Annotated in this window: 19 protein-coding genes and 1 pseudogene; 14 read left to right on the forward strand and 6 right to left on the reverse strand. The window is 51.1% G+C overall.

Translation table 11 applies throughout. The features are described from left to right. Positions 1–61 precede the first annotated feature (61 nt). Together H6859_09410 and H6859_09415 are read left to right on the forward strand one after the other, a co-directional pair. Positions 62–1,153, forward strand: coding sequence for a hypothetical protein (locus H6859_09410; protein ID USO05351.1), 1,092 nt, complete (start codon positions 62–64; stop codon positions 1,151–1,153). 20 nt (positions 1,154–1,173) lie between these two features. Next, positions 1,174–2,279: pseudogene (locus H6859_09415) on the forward strand (IS3 family transposase). A gap of 216 nt (positions 2,280–2,495) precedes the next feature. On the opposite strand, the gene H6859_09420 reads toward H6859_09415, so the two are convergent. After that, positions 2,496–3,953: an exodeoxyribonuclease VII large subunit gene (locus H6859_09420; GenBank protein ID USO05352.1), complete on the reverse strand. Its 1,458-nt coding sequence runs from the start codon at positions 3,951–3,953 to the stop codon at positions 2,496–2,498. Positions 3,954–4,000: 47 nt separating this feature from the next. Between H6859_09420 and putA the strand changes: the two genes are divergently transcribed. Then, a complete protein-coding gene (gene putA / locus H6859_09425; protein ID USO05353.1) occupies positions 4,001–7,081 on the forward strand; it encodes a bifunctional proline dehydrogenase/L-glutamate gamma-semialdehyde dehydrogenase PutA in 3,081 nt (1,026 codons plus the stop codon). A 42-nt stretch (positions 7,082–7,123) separates the two neighbouring features. Then, the gene (gene purD / locus H6859_09430) at positions 7,124–8,416 is read left to right on the forward strand and encodes a phosphoribosylamine--glycine ligase (protein ID USO05354.1); all 1,293 of its coding nucleotides are present in this window, start codon (positions 7,124–7,126) and stop codon (positions 8,414–8,416) included. Here purD and H6859_09435 read toward each other — a convergent pair whose 3' ends face one another. Further along, positions 8,417–8,851 (reverse strand): nucleoside deaminase, encoded by a 435-nt coding sequence (locus H6859_09435; protein ID USO06749.1) that lies wholly within the window; start codon positions 8,849–8,851, stop codon positions 8,417–8,419. A 34-nt stretch (positions 8,852–8,885) separates the two neighbouring features. Between H6859_09435 and H6859_09440 the strand changes: the two genes are divergently transcribed. Both H6859_09440 and rsmD read left to right on the forward strand, forming a co-directional pair. After that, positions 8,886–9,638 carry an rRNA pseudouridine synthase gene (locus H6859_09440; protein ID USO05355.1) on the forward strand — a complete coding sequence of 251 codons (753 nt, stop codon included), beginning with the start codon at positions 8,886–8,888 and terminating at the stop codon, positions 9,636–9,638. Next, the gene (rsmD, locus tag H6859_09445) at positions 9,638–10,195 is read left to right on the forward strand and encodes a 16S rRNA (guanine(966)-N(2))-methyltransferase RsmD (GenBank protein ID USO05356.1); all 558 of its coding nucleotides are present in this window, start codon (positions 9,638–9,640) and stop codon (positions 10,193–10,195) included. Before H6859_09440 ends, rsmD begins: the two co-directional genes overlap by 1 nt. Here rsmD and H6859_09450 read toward each other — a convergent pair. Continuing rightward, positions 10,192–11,010, reverse strand: a complete 819-nt coding sequence (locus tag H6859_09450) for an undecaprenyl-diphosphate phosphatase (GenBank protein USO05357.1) — start codon at positions 11,008–11,010, stop codon at positions 10,192–10,194. The two genes, rsmD and H6859_09450, sit on opposite strands and share 4 nt — an antisense overlap. A 50-nt stretch (positions 11,011–11,060) precedes the next feature. Between H6859_09450 and H6859_09455 the strand changes: the two genes are divergently transcribed. The 6 genes from H6859_09455 (at position 11,061) to H6859_09480 (ending at position 15,727) form a co-directional block, all read left to right on the forward strand. Further along, positions 11,061–11,279: a hypothetical protein gene (locus H6859_09455; protein ID USO05358.1), complete on the forward strand. Its 219-nt coding sequence runs from the start codon at positions 11,061–11,063 to the stop codon at positions 11,277–11,279. Between the two features lie 59 nt (positions 11,280–11,338). Further along, positions 11,339–11,947, forward strand: coding sequence for a polyisoprenoid-binding protein (locus H6859_09460; protein ID USO05359.1), 609 nt, complete (start codon positions 11,339–11,341; stop codon positions 11,945–11,947). A 30-nt stretch (positions 11,948–11,977) separates the two neighbouring features. Continuing rightward, positions 11,978–13,228, forward strand: a complete 1,251-nt coding sequence (locus tag H6859_09465) for a cytochrome b/b6 domain-containing protein (GenBank protein USO05360.1) — start codon at positions 11,978–11,980, stop codon at positions 13,226–13,228. Positions 13,229–13,332: 104 nt separating this feature from the next. Beyond that, entirely contained in the window at positions 13,333–14,001 is a 669-nt protein-coding gene (locus H6859_09470) for a glutathione S-transferase family protein (protein USO05361.1), read from the forward strand. A gap of 57 nt (positions 14,002–14,058) precedes the next feature. Further along, positions 14,059–14,973, forward strand: a complete 915-nt coding sequence (locus tag H6859_09475) for an SDR family oxidoreductase (protein ID USO06750.1) — start codon at positions 14,059–14,061, stop codon at positions 14,971–14,973. Between the two features lie 16 nt (positions 14,974–14,989). Then, complete coding sequence (locus H6859_09480; protein USO05362.1) at positions 14,990–15,727, forward strand: hypothetical protein; 738 nt, start codon at positions 14,990–14,992, stop codon at positions 15,725–15,727. A gap of 10 nt (positions 15,728–15,737) precedes the next feature. On the opposite strand, the gene H6859_09485 is transcribed toward H6859_09480, so the two are convergent. The 3 genes from H6859_09485 to H6859_09495 all read right to left on the reverse strand — a co-directional run bounded on the left by H6859_09485 (position 15,738) and on the right by H6859_09495 (position 20,559). After that, the gene (locus tag H6859_09485) at positions 15,738–17,675 is read right to left on the reverse strand and encodes a PAS domain-containing protein (protein ID USO05363.1); all 1,938 of its coding nucleotides are present in this window, start codon (positions 17,673–17,675) and stop codon (positions 15,738–15,740) included. Between the two features lie 140 nt (positions 17,676–17,815). Continuing rightward, on the reverse strand, positions 17,816–18,424 hold the full coding sequence (locus tag H6859_09490) for a redoxin family protein (GenBank protein ID USO05364.1): 609 nt from the start codon (positions 18,422–18,424) through the stop codon (positions 17,816–17,818). A gap of 20 nt (positions 18,425–18,444) precedes the next feature. Further along, the gene (locus H6859_09495) at positions 18,445–20,559 is read right to left on the reverse strand and encodes a thioredoxin family protein (protein USO05365.1); all 2,115 of its coding nucleotides are present in this window, start codon (positions 20,557–20,559) and stop codon (positions 18,445–18,447) included. 113 nt (positions 20,560–20,672) lie between these two features. On the opposite strand from H6859_09495, the gene H6859_09500 reads away from it, so the two are divergent. Both H6859_09500 and H6859_09505 read left to right on the forward strand, forming a co-directional pair. Continuing rightward, positions 20,673–22,799 (forward strand): acetoacetate--CoA ligase, encoded by a 2,127-nt coding sequence (locus tag H6859_09500; GenBank protein USO05366.1) that lies wholly within the window; start codon positions 20,673–20,675, stop codon positions 22,797–22,799. A gap of 196 nt (positions 22,800–22,995) precedes the next feature. Then, positions 22,996–24,267, forward strand: a complete 1,272-nt coding sequence (locus H6859_09505) for a pyridoxal phosphate-dependent aminotransferase (protein USO05367.1) — start codon at positions 22,996–22,998, stop codon at positions 24,265–24,267. The last annotated feature ends 10 nt before the right edge of the window (positions 24,268–24,277 follow it).

Here is a 24,277-nt window from a genome sequence, read left to right on the forward strand (position 1 = left end):
GAGATTAAGGCGATTATTTTTCGGAGCGATGTGCGTGAAATTTAGGCTCTTTGTAATTTTTATGATGCTGGTAATTGCAAATGTTGTTCCCGTTTCTGCCGGTGCGGCGCAGTCTGGGGCGCCTTCTTTAAAAACATCTGAATCATCGTCGCGGTTTTTTGATACTCAAGCCAGAGCTGTTGACGGCGGGACTTTGATGGCCGGGAAAACACCAATCAAGCTTTGGGGGATTCAGCCGATTGAAGGCATGCCGGCGCAATTTTCGGTGAATGTTCGCGCGGCGCTTGATGCTGTACTGGGGTATAATAAGGTGCGCTGTGAAATGAAAAGCCGGGATGCTTCCGGCGTTGTTGCCCAATGTACCAATAGTTTCGATCAGGATTTGGGATTGTATATGCTTCAGCGTGGGTTTGCCGTGGTGGATCGGGCGGCTGTGTTCGGTGGTGCGTTTGAAGAATCGTATATTCAGGCTGAGAAAGATGCGCAGAAGCAGGGGCTTGGTGTCTGGTTGCAAGAAGGGAGCAGATCTTCGGAGAATGACGGCGCTTTTATGATGATTGCGGGCGGTATTTTAATTCTGTGTTTGCTCGGCGCATTTTCGGTTTTGACGTTGATTATTATGAAGGGGTTCCAAAAAGTCGCAGACGTACAGACTCAAAGTATGAATATGATGGCTCGCGAGCGAGCGCTTCGAGATAAAGAACGCGAAATTTTTGCAACGATGCTTGATTCGGAGATTAAAGCGAACAAGTCCAAGGTTGAAGCCTATTTGGTCGTGTATGACGAGATGCTTAAGGATTTGAAAGATCCGGATAAAAAACCCAAATATAAAAAGGCGGGCGATATTGTGCAGGCGCAGCCAGCGATGGAGCGTTCAGTTTTTGATCGCAATACGGACAAGCTTGATATTTTGGGTGATCAGCTTTCGAGTGAGGTCATTCATTTTTACGCACGGATAAAGAGCAAGCCGGATTATATCAATCTTGAGCCGGAAATGCCGGTTGAAGAGGCTCGTGAGATTGTTGAAACGGCGTATAATCGTGCGCAGAGAATGGATGAAATTTCAGATCGGCTAATTGATCTTTTTGAACGTGGCGGATATGCCAGAGGTGGCCCCAAGAATTCGGACAGTGAGTTAAGCTACGATCTATGACCGAAGGAGGGTCATGGATTATGAGTAAGACAAGGAAGAACTACCCGGCGAAGTTTAAAGCGCAGGTTGCGCTGGCGGCGTTGCGGGAGGACGCGCCGATCACGGAGCTGTCATCCCGTTACGGGGTGCATGCGACGGTCATTCACCGTTGGAAGAAGGAGGCTCTGGCTGCGCTGGAGGCGGGTTTTGCGGGCAAGCTGGAATCGCGAGCGGACGCGCATAACGCCGAGGTCAGGGACTTGCACGCCAAGATCGGACAGCTGACAGTGGAACGTGATTTTTTAGCCGATGCCTCCGCCCGGTTGCGGTCCGGGGGCGGCAGGAAATGGTAGACCCGTCCAATGACAATATCGGCATCGCGGCGCAGTGCCGGTTGCTGGGGATCAGCCGCTCTGGCTGGTATTACGAGCGGCGCGGGGAGAGCGCGGACAATTTGGCGCTGATGCGGCTGATTGACGCGCAATTCCTGCAAACCCCGTTTTACGGGTCCCGTCAGATGGCCCGGCATCTGCGCCGTCAGGGGTACGAGGTAGGCCGCACCCGCGTGCGGCGTCTGATGCGCCTGATGGGAATCGAGGCGGTCTATCAAAGGCCGCGCACTTCGATGCCGCATCCCGGCCACCGGATTTATCCCTACCGGCTCAAGGGGCTCACGATCACCCGCCCGAACCATGTATGGTGCGCGGATATCACGTACATCCCTGTCAAACGCGGGTTTTTGTATCTGGTAGCGATCATGGACTGGGCCAGCCGGAAGGTGCTGGCCTGGCGGCTGTCGAACACGATGGAAACGCGCTTTTGCGTGGAGGCGCTGGAGGAAGCCATCGCCCGCTACGGGCCGCCGGAGATCTTCAATACCGATCAGGGCAGCCAGTTCACGGCGGACGCGTGGACGGGCGTCCTGAAAGAAAACGGGATCGCGATCTCGATGGACGGCAAGGGCCGCTGGATGGACAATGTGTTCATCGAGCGGCTGTGGCGGAGTCTGAAATATGAATGCGTGTATCTGAACGCGTTCGAGAGCGGCCTGCAAGCCAGGCGGGATATCGGGCGCTGGCTGGCGTTTTACAACGCGCAGAGGCCGCATTCGGTATTTGATGGACAAACCCCGGACGACGTTTATGATGAACGAAATTTTGTTTCTCCGGCCTCGGGCTTGCCGCCTCCGCCTAACGGCTCCGGCGGCCGCGCCCTTCACCCGGAGAAACAAAACCACAGGCAGGCGGCATGACAATAACCAACCGATCGTAGCTTAACTTCGCCGCAAAGCTGGCCGAAGAACCGAGACCACCTCTGCCATAGAAGAAGACGGCGAATAATTTGTTTGAAATCTGGTTTTGGGTTAGTCAAACAGGTTTGTCTGAGGGTCGTTTTGCGCAGGTGGTGGCGCTTTTCTTTTTTTCGTTTTGGGCTTTGAAGCTTTTTTTGATGTTGTGATTGCCTGGATGTGGCCCTGATTACGAAACTGTATGTCCAGTACCTGGTTCGGGTGGATGTTACTGGCATCGGGGATAAGAGTTCCTTTTTCATCGCGCACGACGCTAAAACCTCGCTGGAGAATATTTTCAAAGCTGTATGCTTCGAGCATTTTACCAAGATGGTCCAGTTTTTGTGTTGGTTCCCGGGTGAGTTTGAGGCTGAGCGTTTCCAGATGTTCGTTCCAACGCGATAGATTTTGTGATGCTTCTGCGAGGCGTTCGCGTGGGTGGCGAAGCCTGGCGGTTTGCTCGGATAGCGCATGTTTTTTTGTATCGAGGAAACGGCTAAAAAGTCCGGAGAGTTTATAGGAAAGGTGGTCGATCCGCTGGGTCTGCGTTTCGAGGAGGCGCGCGGGATCACCAAGGCGGGCGCTGAGTGATTCTATTTTGTGGCGATGTTCGGAGAGTAGGCGGGTCATGCCGGAGATCAGGCGCTGTTCGTCTTCCAGAATTTGCGCGATGAGGTTGGCACGTACAGGCACGGCCATTTCTGCAGCGCCGGTGGGGGTTGGTGCGCGGACATCAGCTGCGAAGTCGGCAAGTGTGGTGTCGGTTTCATGCCCGATTGCGGAGATGATCGGGATTTCGCTTTCGGCAATCGCGCGGACAACGTCTTCTTCATTGAAGGGCATTAAATCTTCGAGAGAGCCGCCGCCGCGCGCGACGATGAGCAAGTCGGGGCGGGGCTGGCCGTGTTTATGAATGGTTTGGAAGCTGCGGATGGCGCTGGCGACTTGATTAGCCGCGCCGTCGCCCTGCACGAGGACGGGCCAGACCAGCACATGGCGCGGGAAGCGATCGGCCAGGCGGTGGAGAATATCGCGAATGACTGCGCCGGTGGGTGAGGTGACGACGCCGATGGTCTGGGGCAGGAAGGGCAGCGGTTTTTTTCTTTCCGGGGCGAAGAGACCTTCCTCGCCCAGTTTCTTTTTACGTTCTTCAAGCATTTTGAGGAGTGCGCCTTCTCCGGCCAGTTCCATCGATTCGATGATCAGTTGGTATTTTGAGCTTTTGGGGTAGCTGGATATACGCCCGGTGCAGATGACTTCAAGGCCTTCTTCAGGTTTAACGGAGAGGTTGGAGAGTACGCCTTTCCAGCATACGGCATCGATGACGGCCTGATCGTCTTTGAGGGATGAATAAAGGTGCCCGGAGCCCGCGATTGAAATACGGGAAAGCTCTCCGCGGACGCGAATGCGGCCATAATTTTCTTCGAGTGTACGTTTGAGTGAAAGCGCCAGATCGCTGACGGAAAATTCCGGTATGTTAGATCTGTGGGTTTCTGTTTGTATTTTTGTTTTTTGGGCTTCGGATTCGGACATGGTTTTATGATAGGATTAGCCTTTGAAGCTTGAAAGGTTTTTTTTCAATGACGTCTCCTTCCTTTTCTCCTTATTTCCAGCGTAGCGAGGAAGCTGCCGTTAAGGGCTTGCTTCAAGATTTTGATTGGGATGAAGGTAGGGCAGCGCGGATTGGTAAAGAGGCGGCGGCGCTAATTGAGGCCATGCGGGGCCAGAAACAGGAGGTTGGTCAGCTGGAATCCTTTATGCGTGATTATGCGTTGGATACGGAGGAGGGGCTGGCTCTGATGATGTTGGCTGAGGCTTTGCTCCGTATTCCTGATAAGGCAACGCGCCGGGAGTTGATTCGGGACAAGGTTGCGGCGGCGAATTGGCTTGAGGGTGTGGGCGGATCGAAGGATTGGGTGGTTAAAGCTGCCGGGGTCGGGTTGTTTATGACTTCCAGGACTTTGAATGGCGCTTTGAGTAAAATCGGTGAGCCGATTGTGCGCGAGGCGATGCTCAAAGCCATGCGGATGTTAGGCGGGCAGTTTGTGCTTGGCCAAGATATTGAAGAGGCGATGCAAAAGGCTTTGCCGCTCAGGAATCGCGGCTATCGAATGTCGTATGACATGCTTGGCGAGGGGGCGCGCAGTGCGGCTGATGCGCAGCATTATTATGAGGCGTACGAAAGTGCGATTGAGTATATCGGCCAGCGGGCCGATAAAAAGCTGGTTCGGCGTCCCGGGGTTTCGGTTAAGCTTTCTGCGTTGCATCCGCGTTATGAATTTGCGCAGAGCGAGATCTGCGTCCCTGAAATGGCGGCGCGGTTATTGGCTTTGTTGCAAAAGGCAGCTTCGTACGATCTGGCGTTGACGGTCGATGCGGAGGAATGCGCACGGCTGAATTTGTCGATTGAGATTATTGAGCGGGTTTTGGGTGATGCATCCTTGGGAGATTGGGATGGGTTTGGGCTTGCGGTGCAGGCCTATCACAAGGCTGCGCCGGCGGTGATTGATCATGTGGCTGAAATGGCCAAGGCGCGTACTCGGCGCATTCAGATGCGGCTGGTTAAGGGCGCATATTGGGACAGCGAGATTAAAAAGGCACAAGTGGCGGGTCTTTGCGATTTTCCGGTTTATACGCGCAAGAGCCATAGCGATACGTCGTATTTGGTGTGTGCGCATAAAATGTTTGATTACGTGGATACGCTTTATCCGATGTTTGGAACGCATAATGCGTACAGCGTGGCGGCGATTATGGATATGGCACATAATGTTGGAGCGGGCGCATTTGAATTTCAGCGTTTATTTGGTATGGGGGGCGCGCTGTTTGATCAACTTTTAGATCGCGGGGCGGTGGCGAGTATTTATGCGCCGGTTGGGCCGCATAAGGATCTGTTACCTTATCTGGTGCGGCGGTTGCTTGAAAATGGGGCCAATAGCTCCTTCGTGAACCGGGGGCTGGACCCGGATGCATCGGTGGAAAGTCTTGTGGTTGATCCTGTGGATAAGTCTAAAAACCGCAAAGAGTTTAAGCACCCTAAAATTGTGTTGCCAAAAAATTTATTTATGGATGAAACGCCGCAAGGTCGAGCCAACTCTTCTGGTGTGGACCTTGATGCGCCCGAGACGCTTGCACAATTGAGTCAGGAAATTGGTGCGTATGATAACAGTTCTGTCAGTGCGGCAGCATTGATTGATGGAAGGACATTGAAAAGCGGGGCTGCGCGGACGGCTTTGAACCCGGCGGATCGGGCCGATGTGGTGGGGCAGGTTTATGATGCGGATTTCAAAACGGTGGAGCGTGCGTTTGAGGCTGCGCAAGCTGGTTTTGTGGAGTGGAATGCGTGCGATTCGGATGTGCGGGCGCGGGCGCTGGAGTGCGCTGCGGACATGTTGGAAGAGCGGCGCGGTGAATTTATGGCTTTGCTGGTGCGCGAAGCCGGGAAAACGTTGGTGGACGCGGTATCCGAAATTCGTGAGGCGGTCGATTTCCTGCGTTATTACGCAAGTCGAGGGCGCAAGCTTTTTGCGGCTGAGGGCGAAGCTTTGCCGGGGCCGACCGGGGAGCGGAATCGGCTTTATCAGCAAGGGCGCGGGGTGTTTGTGTGTATATCCCCATGGAATTTTCCTTTGGCGATTTTTACCGGGCAGGTGGCTGCGGCGTTGATGACGGGGAATGCGGTGATTGCAAAACCAGCGGAGCAGACGCCGCTGATTGCTTATAAAATGGTGGAATTGCTGCATGAGGCTGGCGTGATTCCTGCAGCATTACATTTGCTGCCTGGTGACGGGCGCGTAGGTGCGTGCGCGGTGGAGCACGGGCTGTGTGCCGGGGTTGCTTTTACCGGTTCGACCGAGGTGGCGCGGATTATAAACCGGGCTTTGGCTGAGAAGAATGGTCCGATTGTACCGCTGATTGCCGAGACGGGTGGGCAGAATGCGATGATTGTTGATAGTTCGGCATTGCCTGAGCAGGTTGTGGATGATGTGATTTTGAGCGCGTTTGGCAGCGCGGGTCAGCGTTGCTCGGCGTTACGGGTTTTATGTGTACAGGAGGATATTGCCGATAAGGTGGTGCGGATGCTGGCCGGGGCTATGGATGAGCTGTGTATTGGTGATCCTGCTCGGCTTTCTACGGATGTCGGACCAGTGATCGATGAGGAGGCTATGGCTATGCTTGTGCATCATCATGAAGCTTTGAAAGGGTTTGGTCAGTGTATTGGTAAGGTTACGGTCTCAAATGCGCTTGCACGTAAAGGGCATTATTTTGGGCCGTGCGCATATGAAATTCCCGGCATGGGGGCGCTCACCAAAGAAGTTTTTGGACCGATTTTGCATGTGATTCGCTATTCTAAAGATGGTTTGGATGATTTGCTGAGGGATATAAATGCGAGCGGGTATGGTTTGACGCTGGGAATTCATAGCCGGCTCGAGAGTTTTCATCAGTATGTGGCGGCGGGTGTACGTGCCGGGAATGTTTATGTGAATCGTTCGATGATTGGCGCGGTGGTTGGCTCGCAGCCCTTTGGCGGAAGCGGGTTGTCGGGTACGGGGCCGAAAGCCGGCGGGCCGCATTATCTGGCGCGCTTCGCGAGCGAGCGGGTGATCAGCGTTGATACAACTGCAGCCGGGGGGAATGCGTCTCTTGTATCCTTAAGCGAATAGTTTATTATCCAAAGCGTTTTCTTTTATAAGAAGGATTGGAAAATGAAGGTTTTATTGGTTGGTTCAGGTGGACGGGAGCACGCGTTGGCGTGGGCTTTGGCAGCGTCGGAAAAATGTAATGCGCTATATTGTGCGCCGGGAAATGCGGGTATTGAGGCTTGCGCGGAGTGCGTGGGTATTGGTGCGGAAGATGTACAAGGATTGGTGGGTTTTGCCAAAGATAAAGCGATTGATCTGGTGGTGATTGGGCCTGAAGCGCCGCTGGTGGCGGGGTTGGCTGACGGGCTTGCTGCAGTGAATATTGCAGTATTCGGGCCGGATAAAAAGGCGGCGCAGCTTGAGGGTTCCAAAGGTTTTATGAAAGATTTGTGCGCAAAATACGATATTCCGACGGCCAGCTATGGCCGATTTACGGATATTGAAGCGGCGCAGCAATTTATTGAAGATCAACCCGGCAATGTTGTGGTGAAAGCCGATGGGCTCGCTGCCGGTAAGGGCGTGATTATGTGTGATAACAAGGCTGAGGCTGTTGAAGCGGCGCGCGAGATGCTGAGTGGCGGAAGCTTTGGTGAGGCTGGTACAGAAATTGTGATTGAAGAGTTTATGGATGGTGAGGAGCTGAGTTATTTTGCGCTGGCCGATGGCAAGAGCGTATTGCCGCTAAGTTCCGCGCAGGACCATAAGCGTGCCTATGATGGCGATGAAGGGCCGAATACCGGTGGAATGGGCGCATATTCCCCGGCGCATTTAATGGACGATGCGCTGGAGCAGAAGATACTTGAGCGCATTATTCAGCCGACGATTGACGGGATGGCTGCAGAGGGTTGTCCGTTTACGGGCGTTTTATATGCGGGAATCATGATGGTCGATGGTGAGCCGAAATTGCTGGAATATAATGTGCGGTTTGGTGATCCGGAGTGTCAGCCGTTGATGATGCGTTTGCAAGGGGATTTGCTTGAAATTCTGGATGCGGCGGCACATGGGCGTTTGGCGGAAATTGCCGATCGGGTTTCATGGAGCGATAAATCAGCGCTGTGCGTGGTGATGGCTACAAAGGGGTATCCGGGATCTTATCCGAAAAACACAGTGATTAAGGGATTGGAAGATACGGCGGAAGTGAAGGATGTGACGGTGTTTCACGCCGGAACAGCCAAGGATGAAAACGGGCAGATTATTAGCACGGGTGGGCGCGTTTTAGGGGTTACGGCACTGGGCGAGACAATTGCGGAGGCGCAGCGCCGGGCTTACATGGGTGTGAACAAGATTAATTGGCCGGATGGGTTTTGCCGTAAAGACATCGGTTGGCGGGCTTTGAAGGCGGAAGAAGCTGCCTAATTAGCGTTTCGCTTTAAAAAAATCGCGCAAGATCTGGCTGCATTCGTCGGCGAGGATGCCGTGGGTTACGGCTGGGCGGTGGTGGCAGGTCGGCTGGTCGTAGAATTTTCCGCCGTGCAGGATGCCGCCGCCTTTTGGGTCATGTGCGCCAAAAATGACCCGGTTCAGGCGTGCAAATGAGATTGCAGCGGCGCACATGGCGCAAGGCTCAAGGGTTATGTAGAGGTCATAGCCCGGTGTGCGCTGGGCTTTTTCGAAAGAGCAGATCTCGCGGATACACAGGATTTCAGCGTGGGCAGTGGGGTCGCACATTGTGCGGGTGCGGTTGCCGTGGGCGGCGATAATTTCACCGGTTTCAGGGCTTACCAGAACGGCGCCGATCGGGACTTCGTCCAAGGCCTCCGCTGTTTTTGCCTCTTCCAATGCGGCGCGCATATAGATATGGTCCTGATCTGAGGTATGAGATGTCATGAGTGAAGAAAACCACAAAGGCGAGCGGATTGCAAAAGTTATGGCGCGGGCAGGCTTGTGTTCGCGGCGTGAGGCTGAGTGCTGGATTGAGGCCGGGCGTGTTCAGGTTAATGGTGAGCGGCTTGCGAGCGCGGCGTGCGTTGTTGGCGTGGATGATAGGATTGAGGTGGATGGCAGGCTGCTGGGTCTGGCCGAGGAGGCGCGGCTGTTTCTTTATCACAAGCCATCCGGGCTGGTGAGTACGCATAAGGATGAGCGCGGGCGTAAGACGGTGTTTGATATGCTTCCTAAAGAATTACCGCGGGTTATGAGCGTGGGGCGGCTGGATCTGAATACGGAAGGGTTGCTGCTGCTGACCAATGATGGGGGCCTGTCACGCTACTTGGAGCTGCCTGCAACGGGTTGGTCCCGGCGTTATCGTGTGCGGGTTTTAGGCGCGGTTGATGAAGCCCGGCTGGCGGATTTGAAAGGCGGGATTACGGTTGAAGGGGTGCGCTATAAATCGATTGAAGCCAAGCTTGAGCAGACGGGGAAAAGCGGGGCTAATCGTTGGATCTCGGTGACTTTACGCGAGGGGAAAAACCGCGAGATCCGCCGGGTTATGGGGGCATTGGGGTTGCAGGTGAATCGGTTGATTCGCGTTGGGTATGGTCCGTTCGAATTGAATAAATTGCCGTGTGGCGGTGTGCAGGAAGTGGAGGCGCACGTGATGAAGGCGCAGATTCCGGGATATTTTAAGGGTCATGTGTGATGCGGATTGTGGCGGGAAAATATGGTGGACGGCGGTTGGAGGTTCCCGGAGGCCGGGATATTCGTCCTACCAGCGATAAGGTGCGCGGTGCAGTTTTTAACGCTTTGGAGTCTATGGGCGCGGTGCGCGGTGCGCGGGTGCTCGATTGTTTTTGCGGAACAGGGGCGCTGGGGCTGGAGGCGCTTTCTCGGGGGGCAGAGTTTTGCAGCTTTATGGATAAAGACAAGCGCTCTTTGGCGTTGACGCGTAGTAATGCCGAACGTTTGGACGCGGCGCTGCAAAGTGAGTTTTTCTTGCGTGATGCACAGCGGTTCATAAGACCCTCAAGTATGCCTAAATACAGCCTTGTATTTCTAGACCCTCCGTATCGAAAAGGTCTAATTGATATTGTTTTACAGGCCTTGGAGGAGGGTGAGTGTTTCGATACGGCGGCCGTGATTGTGCTGGAGAGCGAGAAGGGTTATGCGCCTAATATGAGTGGTTCATTTACGGTTCAATCAACCAAAACCTACGGTGATACGCAGGTTCAATTCTTGAATTATACCGGTCAACTTTAGAAAATTCCGGTGTTGAGGATTATGAGTAAAACGGCGCCCAAGATGATGCGGTAAATGGCAAAGATTGTGAAGCTGGCGCGCTCTAGCCATTTCATCATGAGCACGATTGAAGCCCATCCGGCGATAAAAGCGAGGATTGTGGCGAGCAAAGCGTCAAGGCCCAAGGTTATATCGCCGGATTGGTAAAGTTCAAGGCTGGCCAGCGTTCCGGCGCCGGTGATAGCAATAATGGCTAGTAGCAGTGAGAAATGTGCGCTTTCGGTGCGTGAATAGCCCAGAAAGCGTGCGGCAGTCATGGTGATACCGGAACGGCTGGTGCCGGGGATAAGGGCGAGCGTTTGTGCGCAGCCAATGAGGAAAGCATCCTTGAAATTGAGATTTTCAAGTGTTTTTCCCTCGGCTGGTTTGCGATCTGCAATCCATAGCAAGATGCCGAAGATGAGGGTTGTTAGCGCGATCACATTGAGTAGCAGGAGCCAGCCGGGTTGGAGGATTTGTACGATAAGGCCTGCGATGATAATCGGGAGTGAGGCGATAATCAGGTGGAGGTTGAGTCGGGCGCCTCTATGCGTGAAATTTCCGCGCAGGGTGTTTATAAGGCCACAGAGCATGGCGATAACGTCTTTACGAAAATAGATGAGGACTGAAAACAGGGTGCCGACATGTACGGCAACGTCTAGAACTAGCCGGTTTTCCCAGCTTTCAATGTCGCCGAATATCCTGTGGACCAGGATGAGGTGGCCGCTGGAGCTGATGGGCAGGAATTCGGTTATGCCTTGCACGAGGGCGAGAATGATTAAAGGAAGCACTGTCATGGCTATAGGCTTAACTTGATTTTTGCTGCAGTTAAAGCAAAATAGTGGGTATGATTTATGTGATTGGCATTGTTGGGTTTATTGGCGGATTTATATTCGGGCAGATGGTGTTGTATTTTTTGCTTCGTCATAAAACCAACCAAGAGCTTTTAGAAGATCGTATGTTGAAGATAAAATATGGATTGATTGGCTGGGGGTGTGCGGCGCTCGGAGCATATTCCTTTGTCGAGATTTATAAAGTTTATTTTCCGTCTGCCGTCCTGTCTTGATTTTACAGGCGGTGCATCTATTTTTTGTACAATTACTTTTATTTTTTAGGAGAGAGATTATGTCACGTTTATCGTTATCGGTTGTAGCGGCGGCTTTGTTGTTCGTTCCTGCGTCTGTGCAGGCGCAGGTTGAAAAATATAGTTTTGATAAGGCGCATACGCAGATTTTGTTTTTCGTCAATCATCTCGGGTTTTCGAATTCGCAGGGCGAGTTTCACGATTATGACGGGTCTTTTACTTTTGATCAGACGCATCCTGAAAATTCGAGTGTTGATGTAACAATCCAGAGCGCCAGTATCGATATGGATGATGAGAAGTGGGATGAGCACCTAAAAACGGCTGATTTCTTCGCGGTTGAGAAGTTTCCGACGATGCATTTCAAAAGTACAGACATTGAGATTACCGGGGATAATAGCGCCAATATTACCGGTGATTTGACGCTCCTGGGCGTTACTCATCCGGTGACGCTGGCGGTGGTGCATAATAAATCGGACAAGCATCCGTTTAGCGGTAAATATGTTTCCGGTTTTTCGGGGAGCGCGATTTTGAAGCGTTCTGATTTTGGAATGAATTACGGTATTCCGGGCGTTGCAGATGAGGTTCAGATTCGTTTGGAAGTTGAAGGTATTCGCGAGGAGCAAGAGGGCGAAGGGACGAATAACCCGTAGATGTTTTACGATTGATAAAGAGGCATGCAGGTGCATGAAATATTTATGATGAAAACTGTTTCTCAGGACTATAATCGGCTTGCACGTTTGTTCCATTGGGGGATGGCGCTGTTGATTTTCGGGTTGTTGATTGTTGGGTTTGTGATGACTGATTTACCTGCCAGTCCAATGAAGTTTCAGGTTTATGGTTTGCATAAATCTATGGGATTGCTTGTTTTGGGCTTTGGGTTCATGCGTTTGATTTGGCGGTTCATGAGCGCATATCCTTTGTCGTTGTCTACTCATGTGCGCTGGGAGCGGTTTTTGTCAAAAACGATACATATCGTTTTCTATGTATCGATCTTTGTTATGCCGCTTTCAGGTTGGGTTATGTCTTCAGCAGGGGCGCATCCTGTTCGTTTTTTTGGTTTGTTTGAAATGCCGGCGCTTGGCTCTAAAAATGAGGTTGTTTTTGAAGCTATGGAGGCGGTTCATTTGACTTTTGCGGTGGTTCTTGTTGGTGCGTTGGGCCTGCATGTGGCTGGAGCGCTGAAACATCATCTGATTGACCGGGATGAAACGGTTCGTCGGATGGGTGGAAACCGTACGTTTGCAATAATTGGTGTTTTGTTGTTGATGGCGTCCAGTTTGTTGGCGGGGGATGAGATCTTAGATTTGGTGAGCGCAGAGTCTGAGAATGGTCATAATGCAGTCAATGACTCGCGTGACTCGTTTCATGAGCTGCGGGTGGAAGTGGTCAAAAATAATCAGGACGGAGAGAGTGTGTCAGAATGGGTCATTGACCCGATGGAGAGTGTCATTGCGTTATCATTTTTACAATATGGCCAGAGCGTTGATGCAGCGTTTATGAATTGGGAGGCACAGATTGTGTTTGATCCACAGGGGCTTGATCATAGTTTTGTTCGCGCTGAAATTGATATGACCAGTTTGGAAACGGGTAGCATGGAGCGTGATGTGCAGGTGCGCGGGGAGGAGTGGTTTGATGTACAGACTTATCCGCGGGCGATTTTTGAAAGCGAATCATTTGAAAGTCTGGGGGCGAATCGGTATCGTGCCGATGGTGTTTTGAGCTTGCGTGGAGTGAAAAACCAGCTGTCTTTTCCTTTTTCTTTAACAATTACCCCGCTTGATGGTGGAGCTAAACAGGCGACAATGGCGGGTGATTTTACGCTTAACCGGCTGGATTTAGGGATTGGTCAGGGAACATGGAAAAGCACGGAAGCTATAGGAAATTCGGTGAATGTACGGGTCAATATTGTAGCCAGAGCGTCGGGAATTTGAGTGTGCGGAAGGCGCTTATTTTTTAAAAACCAGGGTTTTTATTTTGTATTTTCCTGTGTAAAGGCGATTGCACTGATTCGAAAAACTGCGCTAAGATTTTCCCTATGAGAACATTGTATCATTTGTGGTTGCATCCTTTTTCGCGCAAGGTTCGGATCGTTCTGGCCGAGAAGAAGCTCGACTTCACACTTCAGATTGAAAAGGTCTGGGAGCGGCGCACGGACTTTTTGGCTCTGAACCCTGCGGGTGATGTGCCGGTGTTGATTGAAAAGGACGGAACAACCTTGGCCAATTCGCAAGTGATTTGTGAATATCTCGAAGAGGTTTATCCGGAAGTGAACTTGCTTGGCCATGATCCGGTGCAGCGTTCTGAAGCACGCAGGCTGGTGAGCTGGTTTGATGTGAAATTTAATCGTGAGGTTACGGATAATATCGTTGGCGAAAAGATTATGAAGCGGCTTTTGAAGGTTGGGGAGCCGCATGGCCCTGCGATTCGCGCCGGGCATGCCAATATCCATTATCATCTCGATTATATCGGGTTTTTGACCGAAAAGCGGGAGTGGCTGGCCGGTGATAAATTTTCGTTGGCCGATATTGCGGCAGCGGCTCATCTTTCGGCGGTTGATTATATTGGCGATGTGCCATGGGAAGAGCACCGGGCGGCGCGAGTCTGGTATGAGAAAATTACGGCGCGTGAGAGTTTCCAACCGCTTTTGGAAGAGCGTATTCCTGGATTTGCGTCGGTTGGCGACCTGGCGGCCGTTGGAACATAGCTCACCAGTCCTTTAATTTTTAACGAATGTGATGAGGCTTTTTTGTCTTTAGCGTCTATACCCTATCGGCTGTTTTGTTTTGGTTACGGCTATTGCTGTGATTATTTGGGGTATGATTTGGTTGGGCGTGAAGATTGGCAAGTGGCCGGTACCACTCGCGATGCGGAGAAGCGTGATATTTTGAAAGAGCGTGGCGTTGAGGCATATATTTTTGATAAGGATGTGCCTTTGCCTGATCCGGCTTCTCTTTTGGAAAATACCACGCATTTGTTGATTTCTACACCGCCCGATAGTGAAGGGGACCCCGTTTTTCAGGCGCATGCGCAGGATATTTTGAGTTTGCCGAATTTACAGTGGGTCGGCTATCTCTCAACGACTGGTGTTTACGGGGATCGGGGCGGTGAATGGGTTAATGAAGCTTCGCAGCGCCAACCTAGCTCGCAGCGCGGTTCACGGCGGGAAAAGGCGGAAGATCAGTGGCTATCGTTGTTTAAGAATTATGGTTTACCACTGCATATTTTTCGTTTGGCCGGGATTTACGGGCCGGGCCGCAGTGCGCTGGATTCCATTCGTGCGGGGCGGGCGCGGCGGATTGATAAGCCCGGGCATGCTTTTAGCCGTATTCACGTAGAAGATATTGTACGTGTTTTGCAGGCCTCTATGCAGCGTCCTAATCCGGGCGCTATTTATAATGTTGCGGATGATGAGGCGGCGCCCAGTCACAAGGTCATTGAACATGCCTGTAAGTTATTGCGGCGTCCGGTGCCGGAGCTTGAGATGTTTGATGAGGCGGATTTATCGCCTATGGCGCGGAGCTTTTACTATGATAATAAGCGTGTGAAGAATGAGCGGATAAAAAATGAGCTGGGTGTGGTGCTTAAATACAAGACGTACAGGGAAGGTCTTCAGGCGTGTCTAGATGCTGAGGAATATGCTCTGTCGGTGTTTAAGTCGAATGGAAAATTATTTTAATGCAGAGCGATGATCAGTGCATAGGCGATTCAAAGAACTGAAAAGTTGGCAGAAAGGCGGTGCCTTCGGGTTTGTCGTATCAATAATTTTTGTACTCATTCTAAGCGCTTTTGCTTCATGGTTTTCACAAGATTCTCCTGATGGAAGGGTGTCGTTTTTTATCGCTTTTATTGTCTCTTTTCCTGTTTATGTCGTTCCGACAGCGTTTCTTGGCAGTGTGTTGGGGTGGTTGTACGGAAAATTTGGTTCAAAATTGCTTGTGTTCATTGTCGGCGTTTTTATTATTTTTTCTGTGGGATCGGCAATGTTGTTTGAAATGGCAACAAGGGTAGAGCGTGTTTGCGGTTCAAAAGAGGAATGTTCCGTACCGGCCACGACATCCGAACCACAAAAGTCTCCGTCGGGACTGTATGAGTTGCAAATTGTAGAAGGGCGGGATGATGCGCATTATCTACAATTTCAGGTGCTTTCCACAACACGACAAAGTGACAGTGAAATATATAAAACGGTAGAGACTGTGTTGGTGCCGGAAGAAAAATTCTATACACGGCATCGTACATACATCATGTGGGATGATGAAGAGGACCGTGTGTGGGTGTATAGCGGCGATGTTGGAATTTTCTTTTGGGACATGGCTGCCTCCGGGCAGTGGGAAAAGCAGATATGTATACCACGTGGAGAAAATGTTAGAGATGTACCCATTTTCCTCAAGGAAGTTCTTCGTGAGCAATTTCATAGCTGTTTTTACGATTAAGATCGTTAATTTAAGCGCTGTTTTTTAGGGTTTTAGAAGCATCGAAGGGGATGCGTACGGTTACGGTTGTGCCTTGTCCCACGGCCGATTCGATGAATAATGTTCCTCCGTGCATTTCTGCGAGTTCTTTGCTGATGGCCAGCCCAAGGCCGGAGCCTTCATGATTTCGGGCGTAGGACGAGGAGACCTGTTCGAAAGGTTTTGTGACGCTGGCCAGTTTATTGGCGGGAATGCCGATGCCGTTGTCGGCGATTTTAAGAGACAGATAATTTTCCCGCTGTAATCCTGTAAGGGTAATCTCTCCGCCTTCGGGGGTGAATTTAACAGCGTTGGAAAGCAGGTTGAGCAAGATTTGTAAAATGGCACGCCGGTCTGCGATAATTTTGAAGTCTTCGTCCAGGGTGTGGTCGAGTGTGATTTTTACCCCGGATTCATGGGCACGGCCTTCCATCATATGGCCGCAAAGTTGTATGATTTTAGCGATGCTGATTTCTTCGAGAGTGAGTTCATACTTTCCGGCTTCGATTTTGGACATGTCCAGTATGTCGCTGATGAGATCGAGCAGGTGTTGCCCGCTTTCCCGGATACCGGAAATATATTCGAGGTATTTTTCGGTGCCGATGGGGCCAAGTAGTTGTCGTTCTATCATTTCTGAAAAGCCGATAATGGCGTTTAAGGGTGTGCGCAATTCATGGCTCATATTGGCGAGGAATTGTGTACGTGAAGCATAGGCGGCTTCGGCTTGTTCTTTGGCTTTACGCAAGTCGCGTTCATACAGCGTACGCTCGGTCATATCCTGCATGATACCGTAGAGGGCTATAACTTCGCCTTTGTCATCAAAGGCGCAGCGGCCTTCGCAACGAACGAAGCGGATCGTGTCATCGGGTCTGTTAATTCGAAATTCCATATCATAGTCGTTTTCTTCGATAATTGCGCGCTGGAAGGCCTGGTTAACGCGGGCAATATCTTCGCGGTGGACCATATCGTCCATATGTTCAAGTGTGGGAGAAAAGCCGGTTCTTTCGACGCCGAAAATGCGATAGATTTCGTCTGACCAGTCCATGGTTTCTTCGCCGATGACCCAGTTCCAATGGCCCATGTGGCCAATGCTTTCGGCTTGTAAGAGTTGCTTTTCCCGGCGGAGAAGCGCTTTTTCCTGCTGCTTGATCGCAGTAATATCTCGTCCGGTGCAATAGAGCGTTCCGTTTTCGAATTGTTGACGCCATTCCATCCAGAGACATTGCCTGTCTTTGGTAACGATCCGGGCTTCAAAATTTTGCGCCGCGCCTAGTGCAAACTCGTAGCCTGCGGGGTTGAAAGCCTGCATTGTGCTGCGGACATAAGAGCGGTCTTGTTCATCGAAAAGCTCGATGAAGGGAATGGCGTGCAAATCTTTAAGGTTATAGCCGGTCAGGTCGCAAAAAGTCTGGTTGGCTTTGGTGATTTCGCCTAAATCTGTGACGATGAGCATCACTTCGTGAGAGAGGTTTAGAAAATTTTCCGTTTCCTGCGGTGATAGTGCGGCGGAAATTTCTGGGGCAGTCTCAATCTCTTTTAACCGGCGGATGAAATTTTTCATCTGTGTTTTGGAAGGTTTTTTATTTTCTGATGTTTGAGAGCCGATCAGAAAGCGCTTGTTGTCTGGCGTTGTAAGCCAGTCAAAATGAAAGTCAAAACTGTTTGCGTGGCCTTTGATAAAAATTTTGTGCAGGCCGGGTTCTATAGTTTTAAAATCGGGGCTGGTTTGTGAAGTTTCCGAAAAATTGATGATTGTGCTAGCCGTGCGTCCGCTTAAGGTTTCTTTTTTTGTTCCGGAAAGTTCGGAAAAGGCAGTGCTGGCGTAAACAATGCGGCCATCCTCGGTGATTGCGATACGTGCAGGTTCTTTGTCTGCGCTGGGTTTGTCGGACGCGGAGGGACGAGAGAATATATTTTGTTTTGCAAACATATCAGGAGTGTACTTAGAAAGGTCAACCTGCCTATCAGCTTAAGGCAAATATGGGATTCTGACAAGCGCTTCGCAGCGTTTCGAAAATTAACAAAAAGCCGCCTTGTCAGGGGCGGCTTTTGGAAGGACTTTTGCGGGCGTTAGTATTTTACGCCGCAGCCATAGGGTTGGGTTTGTGTAACTTCAACGGGTTGTCCGGCTTCAAGGGCGTCAATGGCGGCGCTGACATAGTTGGTTGCACCTTCGATTGTAGCCGGGTTAGGGCTTGGTTGGTTGTCGATTGCGCCTGCGTAAGCTATGTTTCCTTCTGCATCAATGACGAACATATGCGGCGTGGTTTTGGCATCGTAGACTTTGCCTATGTGGCCGTCTTCATCCAGTATTTTGGCTGTTATGGTTGCGCCGACATCGCTAACGATTTTGTTGGCTTCTTCGGTGCTGACATATCCTTGGCGGCCGGGGGCGGAAGAGACTATGGAGATCCATTCGACGCCATTTTCGTGGGCCGCCTTTTGTGTGGCTTGCATATTGCCGGAATCGTAGTGTTTTACGACGAACGGGCATTGGTGGTTGGTCCATTCGAGAATAACGATTTTGCCTTTGTGCTCGCTGAGTTTAAAGGGCTGGCCGTTGGTGGTGATGGCTTCGATTTCCGGGGCGGGCTGGCCGATTTCTACGGCAGCATTTACCGGCAAGGCGGCAAAGGCCAGGACGATGGCGGCCAGGCTATAGGCTAAAAATTTTGACATGGTTCTCTCCTTTTATAGGGTTAAGTATTGTTTTCAATAAAGTTTTTTACGATTGCAGGCGTTAAAACCTGCGGTAAAATTTTTGCATCCGGGCGCCGGCCTGTTTCAGGATCACGCGGACCGTAATAGACGTAGAGCGGTACGCCGCTGCGTCCATGTTTTCGTAAATATTTTGTGATTTCCGGGTCTTCGTTGGTCCAGTCGCCGACGATGTAGCGGATGTTATGCTTGGAAAACAATGTTTTGGTTGAATCAATATTGATCGCAACGGCGTGATTAACCTTACAGGTGATGCACCAGGCGGCGGTCATTTCTGTGAAGACTGGATCGTCGCTATCCAGCGCGCTTTGCAGGGTTTCTTGTGAGTAGGGCAGGCTGATGAGGGTCTGGGTTAAACCGCCGCCCATTGGCTGGGCGCAGGGGCGGGCGCAGATGGGCAGCAGCGCTAATGCTCCGAGGAAAGACAGGCCTGCCATGATGCGCAGGGCCGAGAGAGTTGTTTTGTTTTTGGGGCAGTGACGTAGTAGCCACAGGCCAAAGGCTATGCTAATTGCGCCGAGCAGGGCAGCGGTGATGCCATAAGCGTCGGTTTGCTGAGCCAGAACCCAGAGCAGCCAGAGCGCAGCGATAAACATGGGGAAGGACAGAGCTTGTTTAAAAATTACCATCCATGCACCGGGTTTGGGCATGATTTTTTGCAGGGCCGGGACGAAAGATAGCGCAAGATAGGGCAGGGCAAGGCCTAATCCCAGCATTGTGAAAATGACTAATGATACGATGGGGGGCTGAATGAACGCATAGCCTATGGCGCCCGCCATAAAGGGTGCGGTACAGGGCGTGGCGACCAATGTTGCCAATATACCGGTGAAGAAGGATCCCGCTAGCCCGTCATTTTGTGTGAGCTTTCCACCAGTATTGGCGAACGGGTTGGCAAATTCGAAAAAACCGATCAGGTTGAGGCCAATGATAAAGAGCAGATAGCCCAGTGTGCCGACAATCCATGGATTCTGGAGTTGGAAGCCCCAGCCGATTTGGGCGCCGCCCGCTTGCAAGGTGATGAGTACTCCGGCAATGAGCAGGAAGCTTAAGATTACGCCTGCAGTATAGGACAGGCCATGGAGGCGAGCAAGGTCAGGGTGTTTTTCTGATATTTTTATGAGGCTTAGGGCTTTGATAGACAAGACCGGAAAAACGCATGGCATTAAATTGAGAATCAGGCCGCCGAGTAGTGCGAATAATGCGGCGGTGATAAAATTTAGACTGCCGGATTGAGCGGTTTTTGATGTTTCCTGTTGGATGGTTTTTGCTGCATTTTTGGTGGCTGTGAAATGATAGGCAGCGTGCACACCGTCGTTTGTTTCAAAGGCGAGTATGCCTGAAGTTTGCTTGATTTCTTTTAAAGGGCGCTCGCCGCGTGTTTGTTTAATTATGAGGGCGCCGTCTTGAATGAAGGCCTGGGTTTTGACCGGATTGCTGATTAGGCCCCAGTCTTCGGGGAAAAGCTCGATGCTGGCAAGATTGATGGTTTTCAGGAGTTCTGCCGGTGGGTTTAGTTTTAAGACTAAATCCTGATCGACTTGATTAAAAGAGGCCGTCCAACCGGCATTTTGCGGCAGGTTTTGGCGCGCTTTATTTATGAATGCACTGTTGTCTTCCGAACGTGTGTCAGGTTCATTGAGCGTTAGGTTATAGGTGCCGTATTCGGGAATGCATGTTTCCTTGCATACGAGTATCTCGATGTTTGCGGTGAGGGTGACGGGAAGATGCGTCGGGAGGTTTTCAGGTAACTTGAGTTTTTGCAGCACTACGAGTTTGTTTTCGTAGCCGTAATTCATTAATCGCTCATAGGGGATTTTATGCGGGCTCGGCCAGTGTAGCGGTCCGGCTTCTATATCTAGGTTTGTCCATGAAATGTTTAGGGGCGTTCCGGAATCTCCCGGATTTTTCCAGTAGGTATGCCAGCCCTGCGCTATAGACTGGTCTATGCCTATCCAGAGTTCTTCGCCGGGCTGCACGTTTGCATGTTCCGGCAGCAGGCGGATTTTGACCTTCGGGCTTTCATCGTTTTGTGCATACGCTGATGTTGCGCTTAGGCTTGCGAATAAGAGCGATAAGATTAAAAATAAAATGCGCATAAAGGGAGCTGCCTTTTTTATCAGTTAAAACCTGTAACCATGATAATGATTTATTGCTTTAAAGCTATAGGCCTATTCGGGTATTGTGGGAGTGAGGTTACAGTGAGAGAGATATGTTTACGATATTGGCAAGATTATTAGCGAGAATGCAGGCTGAGGATGGTTTAAGTGGCGTTTTGCAAGTGCCGCGTAAAAAAGAGATGCGAGGCTCCCGGCTTGGACGGTTTCAGGCTTTCGTGCAAGAGCGCACAGGGCAGGATTTTGGCGCGCCGGGGCCGGAGGCTTACAGGGCTCTTCATCGCTGGTCGGTGAAGAATCTGGAGGAATTTCACCGATTGGTGTGGGATTTTTGTGGAATACTGGGTGATCGGGGGCAAATCGCCATTAAAAATCCGGATTCGATTTTAGAGGCGGTATTTTTTCCGGATTCAAAAATTTCTTTTGCGGAAAATATGCTGGCACGTGCGCAGACGCACCCCGATGATCCGGCGATTGTTTCGCGAACCGCCGGGGCGACGGGTGACCGGGTTTTAAGCTGGTCAGAGCTTTGCGGGCGGGTGAGTGTCTGGGAGCAGGCGTTAGAAAGTATCGGTGTGGGTGAAGGTGATCGGGTGGCAACTTATTTGCCGCATGGACCGGAAGCTTACGTCTTATTGATAGCGGTGGCGCAGCGTGGGGGCGTATTTTCTTCTGTGGGCACGGAAATGGGCGCGCAGGCCACGGCGACACGATTTAAACAGATAAGGCCGAAAGTGTTGATTGCTGCGGATGGGTATATGCATATGAAGCAAGCCGGGCAGCCGGGTAAAGCTGAGGACAGGATGGGTTTGATTGCGGAACTGCAAAAGAATGTGGTTAGTATTGAGCGTACGGTTGTGGTTGAAAACTTATCTGATGAGCCGGATATTTCGAATTTGAGAGATGTGATTTTAGCTGATGATTTGCTGCAGCAATTTTCGGTAAAGCCGTTGGAATTTGTACGACGGGATTTTAATCAGCCGTTGGCGATTTTGTTTTCTTCGGGCTCTACGGGCAAACCGAAATGCTTTGTGCATGGGGTTGGCGGTACGCTGCTTAAGCATGCGATTGAGCACCAGCTTCAGGCTGATGTGCGGCCTGGGGATCGTGTGTTTTTCCATTCGACGACAAGCTGGATGATGTTTAACTGGCTGGCCAGCGGGCTTGCGCAGGGCGCAACAATCATGATTTATGACGGTAATCCGGCGTATCCGGAGGCTGATGCGCAGCTTCAGTTTGCTGCGGAATATGATTGTACGCATTTGGGCACGGCTGCAGCAATTATTCAGGATGTGTGGGCGAAAAGCGGTGTGCGCGCCGAGCGTTTGGATTTATTAGCATTGCGAAGCTTGATGTATACTGGATCTGTTTTGTCCGATGAGGGGTTTGCGTATATAGAAAAAGCGATCAAGCCGGGTCTTAGTGTGAACGGTATATGTGGCGGGACTGATTTTGTTGGATGCTATGCCGCCGGGAATGTCTTTACGCCAACATTGGCTGGGCATTTAAAAGGGCCTGTTTTGGGTATGGATATTGAGATCTGGGACGATGAGGGCACAGTGATGCCTGTGGGTAAGGTGGGTGAGCTGGTTGTTAAAAGTCCGTTTGCTTCGCGGCCATTGTATTTTTGGGACGATGAAGATGGTTCGCGGTTTCGCGGGGAGTATTTTGAGTATTTTGATTGTGATCCGCCGGTGTGGCGACATGGCGATGCGGTTAAGTTCATGTCTTCGGGGCAGTTGGTTATTGAGGGCAGATCCGATACAACGCTGAATCAGGGGGGGGTGCGAATTGGAACACAACAACTTTATGACGCCTTGATGCATCCTGATTTTGAAGGAGTGATTGAGGATGCGCTGGCGGCGAGTTTTAAAGATGCACAAGGGGGTGATCATACGGCGCTGTTTGTGGTTTTGCAGGATCGGGTGCTGGATGAGGATTTGAAAAAGCGGATCAAGGGCGTGATTTCGGATTCTGTTGGGCGCTTGTCAACGCCGCACGAGGTTCTTGCCGTGGCTTATATTCTCAAAACGCCGAATGGAAAAAAGGCGGAGAAGCCTACGGCGCAAGCATTATGCGGCAAGACTGTGAAGGCCGGAGAGACGTATGGCGAAGATCCGGATAGCGGGGCGTTGAAGGTTGAATTGTTTAAGCAGATTGGTGAGCAGTTGCGGCAGAAACCGGCATATGGTTTTGCTGATACGCACAAAAAGCTTGCATGATTTCTGAAGTCATGGTTTTAATCGTTTTATGAATACGAACAGCCGCCAGATCGCGTTTATCGCTCCAGCATCAGCGGCCGCAGCAACTGCGGCGGGTCAGGCCCGCTGTACTTTCGCCCATAGTGCATAAGCGCACGCCCCGTTTCCCATTTAAATTAATTGAATAGCGCTTTGAACGCATGTATATGCATCGGGCGTGGCTGAAAGTTTAGACATGAAAGTTTTGGAATATATGAGCATTAAAACGACCAATAACGAGCATTTAAACAACGACGAAACCGTGAATGAGGTTCGACAGGGGCCGAAATTTCGCCCTGTGTTGCATGCATTGACGTCCAATCCAGGCGTTGAGATGATGAATTATGCGGCTGGAAAGGAGAATATGATTACGCTGGCGCAAGGTGAGGGTGATTCCCCGACGCCTGATTTTATTGCGCGGGCGGCTTTTACAGCAATGCAGGACGGGCACACGGTTTACGGCCCAACTTTGGGTCAGGCCAAGCTGCGCACGGCTTTGTCGGATTATTATAAGCGGATTTACGAGCTGGAAATTCCGTCGAGCCGTTTTTTTGTGACGGCGTCGGGCTCGACGGCGATGCATTTGTCTTTGGCGGCTTTGCTGGATAAAGGCGATGAGGTCGTGGCGATTACACCGATCTGGAAGAATTTGATCGGGGCGATTGAGTTAACTCAAGCGGATAATGTACAGGTTTCTCTGGATTATTCCGACGAGAAAGGCTGGACTCTGGATCTGGAGAAATTGTTTGGCGCCTGCAGCGATAAGACCAAGGTTATCCTCGTGGTGACGCCTTCGAATCCAACGGGCTGGAGCGCGTCGCAGGATGAAATGCGCGCGATTTTGGAGTTTGCGCGTGCGCGTGGGATCTGGGTGCTGGCCGATGAGGTTTATGGGCGGATTGTCTATGAAAGCAAGCATACGCATTTGCGCGCGGATAGTTTTCTGGATGTGGCCGAGCCGGATGATCTTTTGCTGGTGGTTAACAGCTTTTCGAAAAGCTGGGCGATGACGGGCTGGCGTTTGGGCTGGATTGTAGGGCCACCGGCGGCGGAAGATAAGATTCGCGATGTGGCGCTGTATAATAATCTGTGCCCACCGACTTTCACTCAGTACGGTGCGATTGCGGCGCTGGAACAGGGTGAAGAGTTTCTCAAGCGTCAGATTGATTTATGGCGTTCGAACCGGGATTTGCTGGTTGAGCGGTTTGAAAAGCTTGGCAATGTGCATATGGCCTATCCGGAGGCAACATTTTATGCCTTTTTCAAGGTTGACGGGCAAGATGATTGTAAAGAGCTGACCAAGCGTTTTGTCGATGAGGCGGGCGTGTTGCTTTCGCCGGGCTGTGCGTTCGGGAAAACGGCTAAAGGTTATATTCGTATGTGTTTTGCGGTATCAGAGCGGCGCTTGAGCGAGGCGCTGGACCGGATGGAACGCGTACTCAAGGCATAGCGCTATGGTT

Source organism: Rhodospirillales bacterium (genome assembly GCA_023898785.1).
Classification (GTDB): Bacteria; Pseudomonadota; Alphaproteobacteria; order Micavibrionales; family Micavibrionaceae; genus TMED27.